This window comes from Pseudomonas sp. CC11G, from assembly GCF_056174845.1.
This window is the reverse complement of record NZ_JBWBZC010000001.1, coordinates 429,877-446,986: the sequence shown is the minus strand read 5'-3', so window position 1 is coordinate 446,986 and position 17,110 is coordinate 429,877. Positions and strand designations below refer to the sequence as shown.

Here is a 17,110-nt window from a genome sequence, read left to right as displayed (position 1 = left end):
TCAGCCGAGCCAGTCGACCACGATGCGCGTAGCAGCGGCCAGGGTTTCGTTGCGTGGTGCGGCGTCTTTGGCGTTTTGCGTCAGGTACAGCGTTAGCACCACGGGTGCCTTGCCCGCCGGCCAGAGCACCGCCACATCGTTGGTGGTGCCGTAATCGCCGGTGCCGGTCTTGTCGCCCACCTGCCAACTGGCCGGTACACCGGCGCGAATACGCGTGGCGCCGGTGGTGTTGCCGCGTAGCCAGTCTTGCAGCTGCTGGCGTTGCGGCGCTGGCAGCGCCTCGCCGAGCACCAGCTTTTGCAGGCTGTGGGCCATGGCCTGCGGCGTGGTGGTGTCGCGCAGGTCGCCGGGGATGGCGGTGTTCAACTCGGTTTCCCAGCGCTCCAGGCGAAAGTGATGATCGCCAATGGAGCGGGCAAAGGTGGTTACGCCTTCGGGGCCGTCGAGCAGTTTCATCAGCAGGTTGGCGGCGCCGTTGTCGCTGTATTGCACGGTGGCCGCACACAGCTCGGCGACGGTCATACCGTCCTTGATGTGTTGCTCGCTGATCGGCGAATAACTGACCAGCTCGCTCTTCTGGTAGGTAATGCGCTCTTGCAGCAGGCCCGGCGTCAGTTTGCTGCGTTGCAAAATGGCCGCAGCGAGCATGGCTTTGAACGTGCTGCACAGGGGGAAGCGCTCATCGCCGCGGTAGTTCAGTACCTCGCCGTTGCCGGTGTTCAGGGCGACTACGCCGAGCCGACCGGCAAAGCCGGCTTCCAGTTGTGCGAGGCGCTGTTGCGGGTCATCGGCTTCGGCGGCCCAGGCCGGCAGGAGAGGCAACGCGGCAGCGGCAAAAAGAAAGGTGCGGCGGCTCAGGGAGTAAGTCATAGGCCCATTTTCTGATTTTAGTTTTTCGATTCCAGCACCAGCGCACCCTGGTCTTCGCGCCATCTCACGCGGCTGAGGAAACTCATGCCCAGCAGAGCCTCGGCGGGTGCCGGGCCATCCAGCACCATGGCTTCGACACCCCACACTTCGAGGCTGCCGACCTTCACTCTGTCCAAGGTCACGCGCCAGGCATTGGCGGTACCGCTGGCCGTGCTGACGACAGTGGGTTTGCCGATGGCGCGGTAGTCAATGCCCAACTGGCGGGCCTGGGAGTCGTTCATCGCAACGGTCGTGGCGCCGGTGTCCACCAGAAACTGCACTTGCTGACCGTTGGCCGAACCGGCAACCCAATAGTGGCCGCCAATGCCTTTGGCAATGGTCACCTGGGTTTTGGTGGGGACGGCAAAACCCTGGCTGTATTCGCGTTCCAGGTTGTAGGTGCGCTCTACGCCACTCACCCGCAATACCGCGCTCTGCTTGTCGGCACTGACCACCACCACGCCGTCAGGCCCGGTGGCGCCCACCTTCACCAGCTTGCGCACGCCATCGACATTGATCACCGCCGCGCCGGGAAACAGGCCGACCACCAACACCTGCTCGGCAGCCGTGGCTGAACTCAGAGCCAGCAGGCTCAAGAGCCCGGCAGTCAGCGCGTACATCCGGTGTTTGGTCATGGCGTCAGCTCGGTTCAGTCAAAGGGATAGGGTTGCTGCCAGCGCTCGAATATCGGCCGCAAGCTGCCGTCTTTCACCAACAGTTCCATGCGCGCATCGAACACCTGGGCCAGGGCATGGCCGTCAGGGGTGTCGGCAAAGCCTAAATAAAGCGGCAATTTCATCAGTTCGGTGGTGCGAAAGCGCGAGGGATCATCGGCTTCTTTAAGCACGTCCTGCACTTCGGTCAGGGCATCGAGGTAGAAGTCGACGTGCTTCATTTCCAGCATCGAGAGGATACCGTCGCGCCGGTAAACTTCTTTGTAGTGGTTCAAATGCGGCAGATATTTTTCATAGGCATAGCCGCGTACCCAGGCCAGGCGAAAGCTGCCGACATTTTGCAGGTTAATGGGCGCCGCATCGGCAAGGCTCAGGGCGGTGATGTCGTCAGCGTCGTAGTTCCAGCGGGGGTAGAACACGCCCTCCTGAATCTCGTTCAGGTACGAACCCACCCAGGCGTCCGCCCCGCCGCGTTGCACCAACCCCATGGACCGGGTGTAGGGCACGCTGTGAATCTGCAAGGTGATGCCGGCCGGCTCGAACACGGCGCGCAGTACGTCCCAGGCAATACCACTGCCGTCGGCGTTGGTGTGCCCGGCCCAGACTTCACTGGCCAGGCGGATTTGCGTTGGTGTTGCTGCCGGCGCCCATTGCGCGCAGAGCAATTGAACACCCAAGGCCACTACTAACCACATGCCACGCATAAGCCATTCCCTCAGGCGCCATCGTGCATCCCTGGTGCATCCGCCTCAGCCACAACACGTAGTTAGCCGAACCAGTGCTGAGCCCAGCCCCACACCACCAACTGCATGGCCAGCCAGGCGAACACGCCGGCCAGCAAGTCGTCGAGCATGATGCCGACACCGCCGTGCACATGCCGGTCGATCCAGCGAATCGGCCACGGCTTGAGGATGTCGAAGAAGCGAAACATCAGAAAGCCTAGCAGCAACCAACCCCAACCCTCGGGAACCAGCCAGAGGGTGATCCACATGCCGACCATTTCGTCCCAGACGATGCCTTCATGGTCGTGCACACGCAAATCGTCGGCCACCTTGCCGCACAGCCAGAAGCCGAACAGCATGGTGATGCCCAGCATCAGCCAGTAACCCCAGTCGGGCAGCATCTGCCACAACGGAATAAACGGCAGCGCTACCAGCGAACCCCAGGTGCCTGGTGCCTTGGGCAAGGTGCCGGAGCCAAAGCCGAAGGCCAGGAAATGCCACGGGTTACGCCATACCGATGGTGGTGCGTCAGGTACCGTTTTCTTACTTGGTGCTGTCACCCGCGCCCCCAGAATGTTGCCCGAAATGTAGGTAGCCGCGCGAAGAAGGCGCAAGGCTATGACCGGCCGAATCCAATAAGTGCACGCCTTTTCCGCTCTCCACGCGACCGATGACCGTTACCGGCCAGCCGTCTTGCTGCAGCTGGGCCAGGTTTTCCTCGGCCACGGTAAAGGCCAGCACGTAATCATCGCCACCGCTCAGCGCACACTCCCAGGCTTTGTCCTGATCAAGCCAGGCCGTTACCGCCGGCGACAGCGGCAAGCGTTCGCGCTCGATATGCAGGGCTACATTGGAGGCCAGGGCGATATGGCCGCAATCGGCCAGCAACCCATCGGAGATATCCAGCGCCGCCGTGGCCTTGCCGCGCAGGGCCTGGCCGAGCGCCAATTGCGGCTGCGGCGACCAGTAGCGCGCCAGCAGCGGCTCGGCGATGGAAGGCTCAGCCGTGCGCTCGCCCAGTACCAGCGGCAACGCCGCCGCTGCATCGCCCAACGCGCCACCGACACACAACAGATCGCCGACTTGCGCACCGGCGCGAATCAACGCCTGGCCAGCCGGCACGCGGCCGAACACGGTCAGGGTCAAGGTCAGCGGCCCACGGGTGGTGTCGCCGCCGATCAGGCGCATATCACAGGCTTGCGCCATGTGATTGAGGCCGGCGGCAAAGGCTTGTAGCCAGTCGGGGTCAGCTTGCGGCAGGGTCAGCGCCAGTGTGAACCCGATCGGCGCGGCGCCCATCGCGGCCAGGTCGCTGGTGGCCACGGCCAAGGCACGCTGCCCAAGCAGAAAGGCATCACAGGATTCGGGAAAATGCACACCGATCACGAGCGTATCGGTGGAAACCGCCAGCTGTTCGCCAGCGGCTAGTGCCAGCAGAGCACAATCGTCGCCGATGCCCTGCACCACACCCTCGCCCGGCTGCGCACAAGGCGCAGCGGCGAAGTAGCGGCGGATCAGTTCGAACTCACCCACGGCTCCGGTCAACGCTTGTTGGCGTTGACTTCGGCAGCGCGCAGACGCGGCGCCAACTTGTCCAACACACCGTTGACGAACTTGTGCCCGTCGGTGGCGCCGAACACTTTGGCCAGCTCGATACCTTCGTTGATCACCACGCGGTACGGCACATCTACACGCTTGAGCATTTCAAACGTGGACAGACGCAGGATGGCCAGCTCTACCGGGTCGAGCTCTTCCTGAGGGCGGTCCAGGCACGGCGCGAACGCGTCGTCGATTTCGGTCTTGTTGGCCGGTACGCCGTGCAAAATTTCACGGAAATACGCGCCATCGACGGTGCTGAAATCGTTGTCGACGCGAAACTGCGCTTCGATTTCATTCACCGACTGACCAGCCAGGTGCCACTGATACAACGCCTGCATTGCCAGGCTACGTGCCTGGCGACGGGCCGCGATCTTGCCGGTGGGCGCGTTCGGGCCTTTCTCTGCAGGGGGGTTGAAGGTGTCGTCTTCGTCGTTAATCACTTGGCCTCCAACTGCGCCAGCAGGCTGACCATTTCCAGGGCGGAAAGGGCCGCTTCAGCACCTTTGTTGCCGGCTTTGGTGCCGGAACGTTCGATGGCTTGTTCGATGGAATCAACGGTCAGCACGCCGAAGGAAACCGGTACGCCGAACTCCATGGACACCTGGGCCAGGCCCTTGGTGCACTCGCCGGCTACGTATTCGAAGTGCGGGGTACCGCCACGAATCACGGCGCCGAGGGCGATGATGGCGGCGTATTCGCTGCGCTGGGCAACTTTCTGGGCAACCAATGGAATTTCAAACGCGCCCGGGGCACGGATGATGGTGATGTCGCTTTCGCTCACACCGTGACGCACCAGGGCGTCAACGGCACCGCTCACCAGGCTTTCGACCACGAAGCTGTTGAAGCGGCCAACCACCAATGCGTAGCTGCCTTTGGGGGCGATGAAAGTACCTTCGATGGTCTTCAGGGTCATGGCGTTCTCGTCTTGAAAGAGCAAATTAGAGTAAAGACCCAGCTGCGACTTCTGCGCGCAGCTGAGCGTAAAACGTTCGATTTTGGCCCGCCGTTAGCAACACAGCAGACCTGGGGGTCACTCGGAGGGCACGTATTCTACAACTTCCAAGTCGAAACCCGATATCGCGTTGAACTTCATCGGCGAACTCAGCAGGCGCATTTTGCGCACGCCCAGGTCGCGCAGAATCTGCGAACCGGCACCCACGGTGCTGTAGGTGTTGGTGGCGGCGGCTTTCGGGTCACCGCTCGGCTTTTGCTGCAAGTGCGCCAACAGGTCCTGGCCGGTGAGCTGATGGCCCAGCAACAGCACCACACCACTGCCCGCCTCGGCCACTTTGGTCATGGCTTCACGCAGGCTCCAGCGCCCGGCTTGCTTGACCATCAACAGGTCGCGCAATGGCTCCATGTTGTGCACGCGCACCAGCGTCGGAACTTCCGGGCTGATGGTGCCCAGGGTCAGGGCCATGTGCACGTCGCCTTCCACGGAATCACGGTAGGTAACGAGGTTGAAGTGGCCGACTTCAGTGTCCAGCGGCTGCTCGGCAATGCGCTCAACGGTGTGTTCGTGCAGCAGGCGGTAGTGAATCAGGTCGGCGATGGTGCCGATCTTGATGCCGTGCTGCTCAGCGAAGACTTCCAACTCGGCACGGCGGCTCATGGTGCCGTCGTCGTTCATGATTTCGCAGATCACGCCGCTCGGTTCAAAACCACCAAGACGCGCCAGGTCGCAGGCCGCTTCGGTGTGGCCGGCACGGGCCAGCACGCCGCCAGGCTGAGCCATCAACGGGAAGATATGGCCGGGGCTGACGATATCGTCGGCCACGGCATCTTTAGCGGCAGCGGCCTGCACGGTGCGCGCACGGTCGGCAGCGGAAATACCCGTGGTAACGCCGGTGGCCGCTTCGATGGACACGGTGAACTTGGTGCCAAAGCCCGAACCATTGCGCGGCGCCATCAGCGGCAGCTTCAGGGTTTCGCAGCGTTCGCGGCTCATGGGCATGCAGATCAGCCCGCGGGCGTGCTTGGCCATGAAGTTGATGTGTTCAGCGGTGACGCATTCGGAGGCGATGATCAGATCGCCTTCGTTCTCGCGGTCTTCGTCATCCATCAGGATGACCATCTTGCCGGCGCGGATATCGGCAACCAATTCTTCGATGCTGTTAAGAGCCATGGGGCATGCCTTACGTAATTAGCGGTAGCCGTGTTCGGCGAGGAAACTTTCGGTGATGCCCGACGCGCTTGGCTCAGCAGCCTTGTCGCCGAGCAGCAAACGCTCGAGGTAACGCGCCAGCAGGTCGACCTCAAGGTTCACCTGCCGACCCGGCCGGTAGTCGGCCATGATGGTTTCACCCAGGGTGTGCGGCACGATGGTCAGCTCGAACTCGGCGCCATTGACGCCGTTGACCGTCAGGCTGGTGCCGTCGACGGTGATCGAGCCCTTGAGGGCGATGTACTTGGCCAGTTCGCGCGGGGCGCGGATGCGAAATTGCACGGCGCGGGCGTTGTCTTCGCGGGCAACCACTTCGCCCACGCCATCGACGTGGCCGCTCACCAGGTGGCCACCGAGGCGGCTGCTGGGGGTCAGGGCTTTTTCGAGGTTGACCTTGCTGCCGGCCTTCAAATCGATGAAAGCGCTACAGGCCAGGGTTTCGCGGCTGACGTCAGCCCAGAACCCGTCGCCGGGCAACTCCACGGCTGTTAGGCACACGCCGTTGACGGCAATGCTGTCGCCGAGTTTGACGTCGGCCAGATCGAGTTTTCCGGTTTCCACATACACACGTACGTCGCCGCCTTTGGGGCTAAGGGCGCGGATGGTGCCGAGGGCTTCAATTATGCCGGTGAACATGCGGCCTCCTTGAGGGAAGGTGCCGCTGCAGTGATGCGGTAGAGCATGGATCGAACTCCTGTTTAATGAAAAACAGGGCGTGTTGGATCGAAGGGGATGTGTCGAGCGAGCGCACGTATGCGTGGGCCCTGGCAGGCAATCCCGTTCTCTCTTTATCCGGACTATGACCGTCGGCCTCGGAATCACACCGAGTCTGCTGACCTTGCCGCCACCGTTTCCGGCTACCGCAAGCGCTCGCGGGCTAAGCGCATTGCGCGCCATTACCGCCGGTGGGGAATCGCACCCCGCCCTGAGAACGTTCAGCCATCTGCATGGCTGGGGTGCGTTTTTACCACAAGTCGTCGTTTGATTGCATCTATGTAGGCGTATTCAGCTGGCTGTATGGCCGATTTCAGCGGGTTTTGTCGGGGACGGCGATGATGCGCCAGTCATCGCCCACGGCGCGCATTTCCGTGATTTTCAAAGGCGTGGCTTCAGCCATCCGCGCCAGCGGCATATCCAGCAACGGCCGGGCGCTGGAACCGAGGAACTTGGCCGCGACAAACAGCTGGTACTCATCCACCAGCCCCAACCGGGCAAAGGCACCGGCCAGACGCGGACCGGCCTCCACCAGCACTTCGTTGGCGCCTTGATTGGCCAATTCGGTCAGCAGTTTGCGCAGGTCGACATGGCCGTTGCTGCCGGGAATGGCCAGCAAGGTATGGCCTTCTTCCAAAAACCGATCCCGCGCCGACGCCGCCGCACAGGTGGCGACCAACGCCGCACCGGCCTGATAAAACGGCGCACTGAGCGGCACCCGCAGGCGGCCGTCCACCAGCACGCGCAGCGGCGGGCGTGTCATCGCCAAAGCAGTAAGTTCTGCATTCAGGCCCAGTTCGTCGGGGCGTACGGTCAGGCGCGCAGCGTCGGCCAAGACGGTATCGGCGCCGGTCAGCACCACGCTGGCCTGGGCGCGCAAACGTTGCACGGCGGCGCGTGCGTCCGGGCCGGTGATCCACTGGCTCTCGCCGCTGGCCATGGCCGTGCGGCCGTCCAGGCTCATCGCCAATTTCACCCGCACGAAGGGCAAGCCTTGTTCCATGCGTTTGATAAAGCCGGCATTCAGCGCCCGCGCTTCGGCTTCCAGCACGCCGCTCTGCACGGCGATACCGGCCTGCATCAAACGCAGCAGGCCACGGCCGGCGACTTGCGGATTAGGGTCTTGCATCGCCGCCACCACGCGGGCCACGCCGGCATTTACCAACGCATCGGCACAGGGCGGCGTGCGGCCATGGTGGCTGCAGGGTTCGAGGGTGACGTACGCGGTGGCGCCGCGGGCTTTGGCGCCGGCCTGACGCAGCGCATGCACTTCGGCATGCGGCTCGCCGGCACGGGCATGCCAGCCTTCGCCGACGATCTTGCCGTCGGCGACGATCACGCAACCGACACGGGGATTGGGATGGGTGGAATAGATGCCTTTGCGCGCCAGTTCGAGCGCGCGGGCCATAAATTGCGGATCAGCGGCGGCGTGTTCGAGGCTCGGCATACTCAGTCTTGCGCCGGTTCGCGGGACAGGCGGTCGATTTCCTCTCGGAATTCGTTGAGGTCCTGGAAGCGGCGATAGACCGAGGCAAAGCGGATATAGGCCACTTCGTCGAGTTTTGCAGCTCTATCATCACCAGCTCACCGAGCACTCGCGACTTGATCTCGCGCTCCCCGGTGGCGCGCATCTTGTGCTTGATATGGGCGATGGCCGCTTCCAGGCGCTCGATGCTGACCGGGCGCTTTTCCAGCGCGCGCTGCATGCCGGCACGCAGTTTCTCTTCATCGAAAGGTTGCCGGCTGCCGTCCTGCTTGATCAGGCGGGGCATCACCAGCTCGGCGGTTTCAAAGGTGGTGAACCGTTCTTCGCAGGCCAGGCATTCGCGGCGGCGGCGAACCTGCTCGCCCTCAGCGACCAATCGCGAATCGATAACCTTGGTGTCATTGGCGCCGCAGAAGGGACAGTGCATAAAATAAATGGCAACAAAATGAAGGAGCGGCCATGGTAGCGCATCCCACTGGCAAGACAACCCAGCTACTTTGCGGTATACAAGCGCCGCCTCACATTCGCTGCACTGCTGATGGAATTTCCTATGTTTCGCCCATTCGTTCTGTTTTGTGCCGTTGGTTTGCTCGCCGCCTGCGCCAGTGAAACCCCGAAGCCCGTTGCTCCAACCGTCACCAAAACCGCACCTGCGGCCGTACCGGCACCTGCTCCGCTGCCGGCCAACCTGCGTGAACTGACCGGCAACCTGGTCAACGTGCCGGCCGGCGCCGATGTGGAACTGGCCCTGCTGGTGATCGACGAACGCGACCGCCCGCAACAGCTGCTCGGCAATATCACCCTGGAAGGCACCGGCAACCTGCTGCCCTTTCACCTGCCCTTTAACCCGGACTCCTTCCCCGCCGATGCTCGCGTGGAACTGCATGGCCGGGTGACTCAGTCGGCGCAATTGGTGTTGCGTTTGAGCCCGGTGCGGATCACCTCGGCCACCACTCAACTGGTCGGCAACCTGCGTTTCGATCCGGCGCCATGACGCCACCGCTGGCCCTGCAAGCGGCGCTCAGCGAACTGTTGGGCGATGCGCAACTGGTCGCTGAAACGCTGCCCGACACCGACATCAAGCTGTGGCTGATCGACGCCGACAATATGGACCGCGCCTTTAGCCCGGAAGAAACCCGGCGCATCCTCGAAGAGCCGCCCTACTGGTGTTTCTGTTGGGCCAGTGGCCTGGTGCTGGCGCGCTGGTTCGCCGCCAACCCTGAATGGGTGGCCGGCAAACGCGTGCTGGATTTCGGTGCTGGCTCCGGTGTAGCCGCAATTGCCGCCGCCAAGGCCGGTGCTGCCGAAGTGGTGGCCTGTGACCTCGACCCGTTGGCCCTCGCTTCGTGCCGCGCCAACGCCGAGTTGAATGGCGTAACGCTGACCTACTCCGAAGACTTCTTCGCCGAGGCCGACCGCTTCGACCTGATCGTGGTCGCCGACGTGCTCTACGACCGCGCCAACCTGCCGCTGCTCGACCACTTTTTGAGCCGCGCCAGCAAGCCCTGGTCGCCGACTCACGGGTGCGCGATTTCAATCATCCGCTGTACCAGCGCCTGGACATCATCGAAGCCTGCACCTGGCCCGATCTGGCCGAGCCGGCGGAATTTCGGCACGTCAGCTGTACCACGCGCAGCGGTAACCTCCCCGAGAGGGCTGACGCGGACCGTCACACCTGTCACGCTCCGGCAACAGAAAAAACGATGAACGTCGATATGAAGTTGAATGCCACTACCCGAGCCCGCCGCCGTTACGCGCTGGCGTTTTTACTGCTAGTGCTGGGCGTGCTGGGCTTCGCCTCGGCGCGCTACCACTGGCACGAACAGCTGTACCACAGCGCGTTGCAAACCTGGGGCAGCCCGAGCCAGGAGCAACCAGGCCTGTGGCTACCGGGCTATACGCCGGATGGGGCGGCCAAACCTATCGCCGGCATTACCGACGACCTGTCCGGTATTACCTACGATTACGACCGCGATCGGTTGCTGGCCATCACCAATGGAAGCAGTCAGCAAATTCTCGCCATCGATCGTCAGGGCACCGTGCAGGCGCGCTACCAGCTGGATGGCTTTGTCGACACCGAAGACCTGGCGTACATGGGCAATGGCCGCGTGGTGCTGGTCGAGGAAATCGCCCAGCGCCTGACTTTTATCCAGTTGCCGGAAATACCGCAGACCATCCGGCACCACGAAACCGATCAGTCGATCTCCCTCGGCATCAACCTGAGCACCACGAACAAAGGCTTCGAAGGCGTGACCTACGACCGAGCGGGCGATCGCCTGTTCGTCGTCAAGGAGCGCGATCCGCGGCAGCTTTTCGAAATCGGTGGCGTCAGCAAAAGCCTGAATGGCCAGCTGTCAGTGTCGGTCACCGACCGTACCGGCTGGATCAACGACAGTGTGTTTACCCGCGATCTGGCTGGTGGTTTCTATCACCCGCAAAGCGGGCGCTTGTTGCTGCTGAGCGACCAGTCGAAGTCACTCACCGAGCTCGATCAGGACGGTCGTTTTGTCAGCTACCTGAACCTGGGTGAAGGGCTGAAAGACCTGTTCGCGGCCAAGCGCCAGCCGCAAGGCGTGACCATGGATGACCGTGGCAACTTGTATATCGTCGCCGAGCCGAACCTGCTGTATTCGTTTACGCCGGGAAAGCGGCAGCGTTAACCGGAAAAGCACACCCCGCCGGCCAGGCCGAGCGTGGCCAGCACCAGCAGTGCAGCGATAAAAGGCGGCCATTCAGCGCTGCGCGATAGCGGATGGGCACGACGGCCTGTGCGCACCGCTGCTGCAGCGTCAGCCAGAGTGCGCTGGCAATAAATACCGACGAAGCCGTGGCCGCGAACACACCGACCGATACCACTAGCGTCGGCGTGCGCAGCGCGGGTCCGGCGAATAAAAAGACCGCAACGACCACCAGCGACATCCCCCATAAGAGGTGACGCCAGCGTTCCAATGTCTGGCGAATGCTGGTGTTGGCCAGCCGCGACAAGGACAGCGGCTGCCCCGCTGGCGCGTTGCGCAGGTTATCGGTGATGCGCCCAAGCAGCGTCATTTTGCCGAGCGATGAATAGGCGATGACGCTCAACAGCGCGACGGTGCACGCCGGGTCTAGGCTGAGGTTTAGCAGACACAACAGGGCGAGCACGATAAGCAGATCGAGCGCCACAGGCAGAACGGTGGCTACGGCAATCGTGGGGGAAAAACGTACGGCGCTGTAAACCGTCACTGCCAGCAAAGCGCCCAGAACGATATCAAGGTCGCGGTCGCCGCCCAGCGTCAGGCCATGAGCACGCAGATGCCAGCTGCCCGCCACGATAAACACCAGCGCAGCCAACACCACCGCCCTGCCCATGCCGACAAAGTCGAACACATGGCGGGACGAACTGACTTGCAAAGCAGTGCGCGAGGGAAGTTTGATCAAAGACATAGGCGCAGTTTAACGGCGCAAATGTGAAGGTATTGTCAAAGCCAGCCTTGAAAGGCTGGATCATGATTGGCCCCGGACACTCCATCTTTCGCCCCCCTCCCAGCGGTTTTATCGAACCGAATCGGCTCTGTCTCCCTCCTAATCAAAAGGCCGCAGAGCCGAGCCGACTAACTACGGGAAATCCCATCGCGTGAGCATGCAATCACTGGACTTACAGGTATGCCGGCAAGCACGGACGTGGTTGGCCCAAGGCCATGGTGTATGGCTGTGCACGGTGTTGGCCACGTTTGGCTCGGCGCCGCGTGGGCCCGGCGCCATGTTGGTGGCGTTGACCTCAGGGGAGCTGAAAGGCTCGTTGTCGGGCGGCTGTGTAGAAGAGGACTTTGTCGCCCGCCTGATGGCCGGTGGGTTTGATCCCGTCAATCAAGTGGTGCGCTACGGCGATGGTGGGCTGGCGCCAAGCCGCGCCCTGCCATGCGGCGGGGTGCTGGATATTCTGCTCGAATACCTGCCGGCCGGCGCCGAGGCCGATGAGCATTTCGCCGCATTGGAGCAGGCGCTGGATGGCGTGGAGCTGCTGAGCCGCGTGGTTACCCTGGGCCATCAGCAACGCCAGCTGGCGCCTGGCAGCATGGGCCAGGAGCGGGTGCAGCGTGATGGCGCCCAGGTGGTGATTCGCGTGGGGGCCGTGCAGAAACTGCTGCTGGCCGGTTGGTCGCCGGTGGCCGAATACTGCGCCACGTTTGCCCTGGCGCTGGGCTTTGAGGTGGTGCTGTGCGAGCCGCGCAGCGAGGTGCTGGAAACCGTGGAGTTGCCCGGCGTCGAGGTGATCGAAATATTGCCGGCGGTGTATATCGCCAACGGCGGCTGCCACCGGGCGACGGCGGTGGTCGCACTGACTCATGACCCGCGCCTGGATGACCTGACCCTGATGGAAGCGGTGCGCACCGAGGCGTTTTATATCGGCGCCATGGGTTCGCACCGCACCAGCGATAAACGCCGCGAGCGCCTGGCCCGCGTCGGCGGCCTGGCCGAGCCGGCGCTGCAGCGGGTGCACGCGCCCATCGGTTTGCACCTGGGCAGCAAAACCCCGGCGGAAATCGCCATTGCCGTGATCGCCGATATTCTGCGGGTGGCCAACGGCATCTCCCCCGGCCAACTGGCCGCCAGCCTGACGCCGCGCGGCATTCAGCGGCAGATGGCGCTGCAACGGTAAAGATTGCGCCGGCTGCCCTGGTTTTCAGGTGGGGCCGTCCCCACCTATAGTGGCGACCCATGCCGGATGTCGGCATCACCCAATTTCGCGTTTCGAGAACAAGCATGAGCCAGGACACGCCTTACATCTTCGACGTCAGCACGGCCAACTTCGACCAGCTGGTGATCCAGAACTCCTTCCACAAACCCGTGCTGGTGGATTTCTGGGCCGAGTGGTGCGCGCCGTGCAAAGCCCTGATGCCCATGCTGGCGCAGATCGCCGAGAGCTATCGCGGCGAGCTGCTGTTGGCCAAACTTAATTGCGACCTGGAGCCGGACGTAGTCGCCCGCTTTGGCATTCGCAGCCTGCCCACTGTGGTGCTGTTTAAAGACGGCCAGCCGGTAGACGGCTTCCAAGGCGCGCAGCCCGAATCGGCGATTCGCGCGATTCTCGAACCTCACGTAGCGACCCCGCCACCGCTCGCAGCTGATCCATTGGAAACCGCCGTGGCGCTGTTTGCTGAAGGGCGGATTGGTGATGCGGAAAACCTGCTGCGCGAAATTCTCGCCGCCGACAGCGAGAAACCGGCGGCGCTGATCCTGTATGCCCGCTGCCTGGCCGAACGCGGTGAATTGGTCGAAGCGCAAACCGTGCTGGATGCGGTGAAAGGCGACAGTCATAAACAGGATTTGGCCAGTGCGCGTGCGCAGATCACCTTTCTGCGTCAGGCTGCCGACATGCCTGATGCCGCTGCGCTGAAGGCGCGTTTGGCGCAAGACGCCGGCGATGATGAAGCGGTGTACCAATTGGCGATTCAGCAACTGGCCCGTCAGCAATACGAGCCGGCGCTCGAGGCGTTGCTGAAGCTGTTTATCCGCAACCGCAACTACGCCGAAGGCCTGCCGCACAAGACGTTGCTGCAGGTGTTCGAATTGCTGGGTAATGAGCACCCGCTGGTTACGCTGTTCCGCCGCAAGCTGTATCAGGCGCTGTATTGATCCACCCGCATTAACCCACCCAGCGATACACCGGCGCATCGGCGCCGGCATCCACTTCCACCAGCGTCGAATGCCGCAAGCGCACCAGCAGGCGCTTGGCGGCGCTGGCATTGCCGGTCAGCGCCTGCAACTCGCCGAGCAAGGTCGGGCCTTCGATGGTGCCGGCGCTGCGCACCAACTCCTGTACTACCAACCATTGTTTGTCGTCCTGCGAATGGGCGGCCAGCGGCGCGGCCGACTTGGCGGGCTCAGCGGCGGCGGTTACCGGTAGCTGCGCGGCCAACTGCGCCCAATCTTCGCTATCCAACTCAATCGTCAGATCGACCGGCCAGGCGCCGATCGTTCCCTTGATACGCACCATGACGTGCTCTCCCCTACCTAAAGGCGGCCATGCTCCCATGGAGCCAACTACTTCTCCAAGCGGGCTAGGCAAGCGCTATTTTGAGTTATAACATAACATCTCATTTCAGCCGCCCCACCCGGAGTCATCCTTCATGCGCCGTTTGCTGCTCGCTCTGCCGTTTGCCCTGTTGCCGCTGGCCATTGCCCAGGCTGCGGAAAGTTCGAATGACCACGTTGAAGAGCACGCCAGCCTCGGCACCCACGAACATGGCGTGGGCCGTTTGAACGCGGCGCTGGATGGCAACACGCTGGAGCTGGAGCTGGAAAACCCCTCGATGAACCTGGTGGGCTTCGAGCACGCGGCGAAATCTGCTGTCGACCAAGCCACCGTCGCCGGAGCCAAGGCCGATCTGGAAAAGCCCCTCAGCCTGTTTGGCCTGCCCGCGGCCGCCAAGTGCAGTGTCACCAAGGTGGAATTGCACAGCCCGCTGTTCGGCGACAAACCTGACGCCGATGAAGACGACGATCATGATCATGATCATGATCATGATCATGATCATGCCAAAGACGATGGCGACGAACATGAGCACGAACACCACCACAGCGAGATTCACGCCAGCTACCAACTGACCTGCGCCGAGCCGGCCGCCCTTACCATTCTGGACCTGGCACCGCTGTTCAAACGCTTCCCATCACTGCACCAGGTGCAAGCGCAATTGATCGGCCCTAATGGCCAACAAGGCGGCGAGTTGACGGCCAAAAGCCCCCGTTTGAACTTTTGATTTAGCCGCGCTCTAACAGCCAGCCGTAGTCGCCCAAGTCGGTATAAACGTACCCTTGGGCGGCGTCGATTTCGCCCCGCCCCTTTCAAGATGATCGCCATGACTGCGCCACTTCTGACCCTCAGTGACCTTGGTTTCGCCTGGCCTGGCCATGCCGAACTGCTGGATATTCCCGCGTTTCATCTGGCCCGGGGCGAAACCCTGTTTTTGAAAGGTCCCAGTGGCAGCGGCAAGACGACGTTGTTGGGTTTGCTGGGCGGCGTGCAGAAACCCAGTCGCGGCAGCATCGCGTTGCTGGGCCAGGAGCTGACGGCCATGTCGGCCGGCGCCCGCGACCATTTTCGCGTCGACCACACCGGCTATATCTTTCAGCAGTTCAACCTGCTGCCGTTTTTATCGGTACGGGAAAACGTCGAGTTGCCGTGCCACTTTTCCAAGCTGCGTAGCGGCCGTGCCAAGCAACGCCATGGCAGCGTGCACCAGGCTGCCGGCGCCCTGCTCGCCCATCTGGGGTTAAAGGATGACCTGCTTGAGCGCCGCGCCGATGCGTTGTCGATTGGCCAGCAGCAGCGCGTTGCTGCCGCCCGCGCACTGATCGGCCAGCCAGAATTGGTGATCGCCGACGAGCCGACCTCGGCGCTGGACGCCGATGCTCGCGAGGCCTTCTTGCAGTTGCTGTTTGCCGAATGCCGCGCGGCGGGTTCCAGCCTGTTGTTTGTCAGCCATGACCAGAGCCTGGCCCCGCTGTTCGACCGCCACCTGTCGTTGGCAGAACTCAATCGCGCGGCCAAGCCCGCTGCGGAGGTTTGAGATGTACTTGTTCCGCCTCGCCATGGCCAGTCTGGCCAACCGTCGTTTTACCGCGCTGCTGACTGTATTCGCCATCGCACTTTCTGTTTGTTTACTGCTGGCTGTGGAGCGCGTGCGCACCGAAGCTCGCGCCAGTTTTGCCAGCACTATTAGCGGCACCGATCTGGTGGTAGGCGCGCGCTCCGGCTCGATCAACCTGCTGCTGTATTCGGTGTTTCGTATCGGCAATGCCACCAACAATATTCGCTGGGACAGCTTCGAACATTTTGCCAACAGCAAGCAGGTGAAGTGGGCGATTCCCATGTCGCTGGGCGACTCGCACCGCGGCTACCGGGTGATGGGCACCACCGGCGCGTATTTCGAGCATTACCACTATGGCCGCGGGCAGGCGTTGCAGCTGGCCAGCGGGCGCGCGTTCGACACTGACCCGTTCGAAGTGGTGTTGGGCGCTGAAGTGGCCGAGGCATTGAAGTACAAGCTGGGCGACAAGATCGTGCTGGCCCATGGCGTGGCGAGCATCAGCCTGGTTAAACACGATGACAAACCCTTCACCGTGGTCGGCGTTCTCCAACGCACCGGCACGCCGGTGGACCGCACGCTGCATATCAGCCTGGGCGGCATGGAAGCGCTGCACATCGATTGGAAAAACGGCATGCCGGCACGGGGCGCCGGGCGCGTCACGGCCGATCAGGCGCGCAATATGGACCTGACGCCGCAGGCAATTACTGCGTTTATGGTTGGCCTGAACAGCAAGATCGCCACGTTCAGCATGCAGCGCGAAATCAACGAATACCGCGGCGAACCGCTACTGGCAATTCTGCCCGGCGTGGCGCTGCAGGAGCTGTGGAGTTTGATGGGCACGGCGGAACAGGCGCTGTTTGTGGTGTCGCTGTTTGTGGTGATCACCGGTTTGATCGGCATGCTTACGGCGATTCTCACCAGCCTTAACGAACGCCGTCGGGAGATGGCGATTCTGCGTTCAGTCGGCGCGCGACCTTGGCATATCGCCAGTTTGCTGGTGCTGGAGGCGTTCGCTCTGGCATGCTCCGGCGTCGTGCTCGGCACGCTGCTGCTGTATGTCGGCATCGCCGGCGCGCAGGGTTACGTGCAGGCCAATTACGGCATCTTTCTGCCGCTGGCCTTACCGAGTGCCTATGAGTGGACGCTGCTGGGCGGTATTCTCGGCGCCGCGCTGCTGATGGGCGCCATTCCGGCCTGGCGCGCTTATCGGCAATCGCTGGCGGACGGGTTGTCCATCCGCGTGTAGCCCAACCGTTGTGAACCTTTTAAGG

The 17,110-nt window shown here is 62.5% G+C and carries 19 protein-coding genes, 2 pseudogenes and 1 riboswitch; of the genes and pseudogenes, 8 read left to right on the top strand and 13 right to left on the bottom strand.

From position 1 onward, the window contains the following. The 11 genes and pseudogenes from bla to nrdR all read right to left on the bottom strand — a co-directional run bounded on the left by bla (position 1) and on the right by nrdR (position 8,695). Positions 1–870: a class A beta-lactamase gene (gene bla, locus AC0V2S_RS02165; protein WP_475508304.1), complete on the bottom strand. Its 870-nt coding sequence runs from the start codon at positions 868–870 to the stop codon at positions 1–3. A gap of 17 nt (positions 871–887) precedes the next feature. Then, the gene (locus tag AC0V2S_RS02160; RefSeq protein WP_475508303.1) at positions 888–1,544 is read right to left on the bottom strand and encodes a retropepsin-like aspartic protease family protein; all 657 of its coding nucleotides are present in this window, start codon (positions 1,542–1,544) and stop codon (positions 888–890) included. Positions 1,545–1,558: 14 nt separating this feature from the next. Then, a complete protein-coding gene (locus AC0V2S_RS02155; RefSeq protein ID WP_475508302.1) occupies positions 1,559–2,287 on the bottom strand; it encodes a substrate-binding periplasmic protein in 729 nt (242 codons plus the stop codon). Between the two features lie 62 nt (positions 2,288–2,349). Continuing rightward, complete coding sequence (locus tag AC0V2S_RS02150) at positions 2,350–2,865, bottom strand: phosphatidylglycerophosphatase A family protein (RefSeq protein WP_475508301.1); 516 nt, start codon at positions 2,863–2,865, stop codon at positions 2,350–2,352. Continuing rightward, on the bottom strand, positions 2,849–3,838 hold the full coding sequence (gene thiL / locus AC0V2S_RS02145; RefSeq protein WP_475508300.1) for a thiamine-phosphate kinase: 990 nt from the start codon (positions 3,836–3,838) through the stop codon (positions 2,849–2,851). Before thiL ends, AC0V2S_RS02150 begins: the two co-directional genes overlap by 17 nt. Before the next feature lie 8 nt (positions 3,839–3,846). After that, on the bottom strand, positions 3,847–4,344 hold the full coding sequence (nusB, locus tag AC0V2S_RS02140) for a transcription antitermination factor NusB (RefSeq protein WP_475508299.1): 498 nt from the start codon (positions 4,342–4,344) through the stop codon (positions 3,847–3,849). Continuing rightward, positions 4,341–4,817, bottom strand: coding sequence for a 6,7-dimethyl-8-ribityllumazine synthase (gene ribH / locus AC0V2S_RS02135; protein ID WP_475508298.1), 477 nt, complete (start codon positions 4,815–4,817; stop codon positions 4,341–4,343). Before ribH ends, nusB begins: the two co-directional genes overlap by 4 nt. 117 nt (positions 4,818–4,934) lie before the next feature. Continuing rightward, complete coding sequence (ribBA, locus tag AC0V2S_RS02130; protein WP_475508297.1) at positions 4,935–6,029, bottom strand: bifunctional 3,4-dihydroxy-2-butanone-4-phosphate synthase/GTP cyclohydrolase II; 1,095 nt, start codon at positions 6,027–6,029, stop codon at positions 4,935–4,937. Between the two features lie 18 nt (positions 6,030–6,047). Beyond that, positions 6,048–6,704 carry a riboflavin synthase gene (locus AC0V2S_RS02125; RefSeq protein ID WP_475508296.1) on the bottom strand — a complete coding sequence of 219 codons (657 nt, stop codon included), beginning with the start codon at positions 6,702–6,704 and terminating at the stop codon, positions 6,048–6,050. 139 nt (positions 6,705–6,843) lie between these two features. Next, positions 6,844–7,005: riboswitch (FMN riboswitch) on the bottom strand. A 90-nt stretch (positions 7,006–7,095) separates the two neighbouring features. Then, complete coding sequence (ribD, locus tag AC0V2S_RS02120; RefSeq protein WP_475508295.1) at positions 7,096–8,229, bottom strand: bifunctional diaminohydroxyphosphoribosylaminopyrimidine deaminase/5-amino-6-(5-phosphoribosylamino)uracil reductase RibD; 1,134 nt, start codon at positions 8,227–8,229, stop codon at positions 7,096–7,098. Positions 8,230–8,231: 2 nt separating this feature from the next. Continuing rightward, positions 8,232–8,695, bottom strand: a pseudogene (gene nrdR / locus AC0V2S_RS02115) (transcriptional regulator NrdR). A gap of 111 nt (positions 8,696–8,806) precedes the next feature. Here nrdR and AC0V2S_RS02110 point away from each other — a divergent pair. The 3 genes and pseudogenes from AC0V2S_RS02110 (at position 8,807) to AC0V2S_RS02100 (ending at position 10,928) form a co-directional block, all read left to right on the top strand. Beyond that, positions 8,807–9,262 carry a YbaY family lipoprotein gene (locus AC0V2S_RS02110; protein ID WP_475508294.1) on the top strand — a complete coding sequence of 152 codons (456 nt, stop codon included), beginning with the start codon at positions 8,807–8,809 and terminating at the stop codon, positions 9,260–9,262. Then, positions 9,259–9,910: pseudogene (locus tag AC0V2S_RS02105) on the top strand (class I SAM-dependent methyltransferase). The gene AC0V2S_RS02110 and the pseudogene AC0V2S_RS02105 overlap by 4 nt, the downstream one beginning before the upstream one ends. Positions 9,911–9,983: 73 nt before the next feature. Beyond that, entirely contained in the window at positions 9,984–10,928 is a 945-nt protein-coding gene (locus AC0V2S_RS02100) for an SdiA-regulated domain-containing protein (protein WP_475508293.1), read from the top strand. Here AC0V2S_RS02100 and AC0V2S_RS02095 read toward each other — a convergent pair. Continuing rightward, positions 10,903–11,598: a hypothetical protein gene (locus AC0V2S_RS02095; RefSeq protein WP_475508292.1), complete on the bottom strand. Its 696-nt coding sequence runs from the start codon at positions 11,596–11,598 to the stop codon at positions 10,903–10,905. The genes AC0V2S_RS02100 and AC0V2S_RS02095 overlap by 26 nt on opposite strands. Positions 11,599–11,887: 289 nt before the next feature. On the opposite strand from AC0V2S_RS02095, the gene AC0V2S_RS02090 reads away from it, so the two are divergent. Together AC0V2S_RS02090 and trxA are read left to right on the top strand one after the other, a co-directional pair. Further along, a complete protein-coding gene (locus tag AC0V2S_RS02090) occupies positions 11,888–12,907 on the top strand; it encodes an XdhC family protein (RefSeq protein WP_475508688.1) in 1,020 nt (339 codons plus the stop codon). A gap of 104 nt (positions 12,908–13,011) precedes the next feature. Continuing rightward, positions 13,012–13,884, top strand: a complete 873-nt coding sequence (gene trxA / locus AC0V2S_RS02085) for a thioredoxin (RefSeq protein ID WP_475508291.1) — start codon at positions 13,012–13,014, stop codon at positions 13,882–13,884. Between the two features lie 10 nt (positions 13,885–13,894). Here trxA and AC0V2S_RS02080 read toward each other — a convergent pair whose 3' ends face one another. Then, positions 13,895–14,245: a hypothetical protein gene (locus AC0V2S_RS02080; RefSeq protein ID WP_475508290.1), complete on the bottom strand. Its 351-nt coding sequence runs from the start codon at positions 14,243–14,245 to the stop codon at positions 13,895–13,897. 133 nt (positions 14,246–14,378) lie between these two features. Here AC0V2S_RS02080 and AC0V2S_RS02075 point away from each other — a divergent pair, with 133 nt between their 5' ends. From AC0V2S_RS02075 to AC0V2S_RS02065, 3 genes are all read left to right on the top strand, one after another. Continuing rightward, the gene (locus AC0V2S_RS02075; RefSeq protein WP_475508289.1) at positions 14,379–15,008 is read left to right on the top strand and encodes a DUF2796 domain-containing protein; all 630 of its coding nucleotides are present in this window, start codon (positions 14,379–14,381) and stop codon (positions 15,006–15,008) included. A gap of 99 nt (positions 15,009–15,107) precedes the next feature. After that, complete coding sequence (locus tag AC0V2S_RS02070) at positions 15,108–15,818, top strand: ABC transporter ATP-binding protein (protein ID WP_475508288.1); 711 nt, start codon at positions 15,108–15,110, stop codon at positions 15,816–15,818. A 1-nt stretch (position 15,819) separates the two neighbouring features. Continuing rightward, complete coding sequence (locus tag AC0V2S_RS02065; protein ID WP_475508287.1) at positions 15,820–17,085, top strand: ABC transporter permease; 1,266 nt, start codon at positions 15,820–15,822, stop codon at positions 17,083–17,085. Positions 17,086–17,110: the final 25 nt, after the last annotated feature.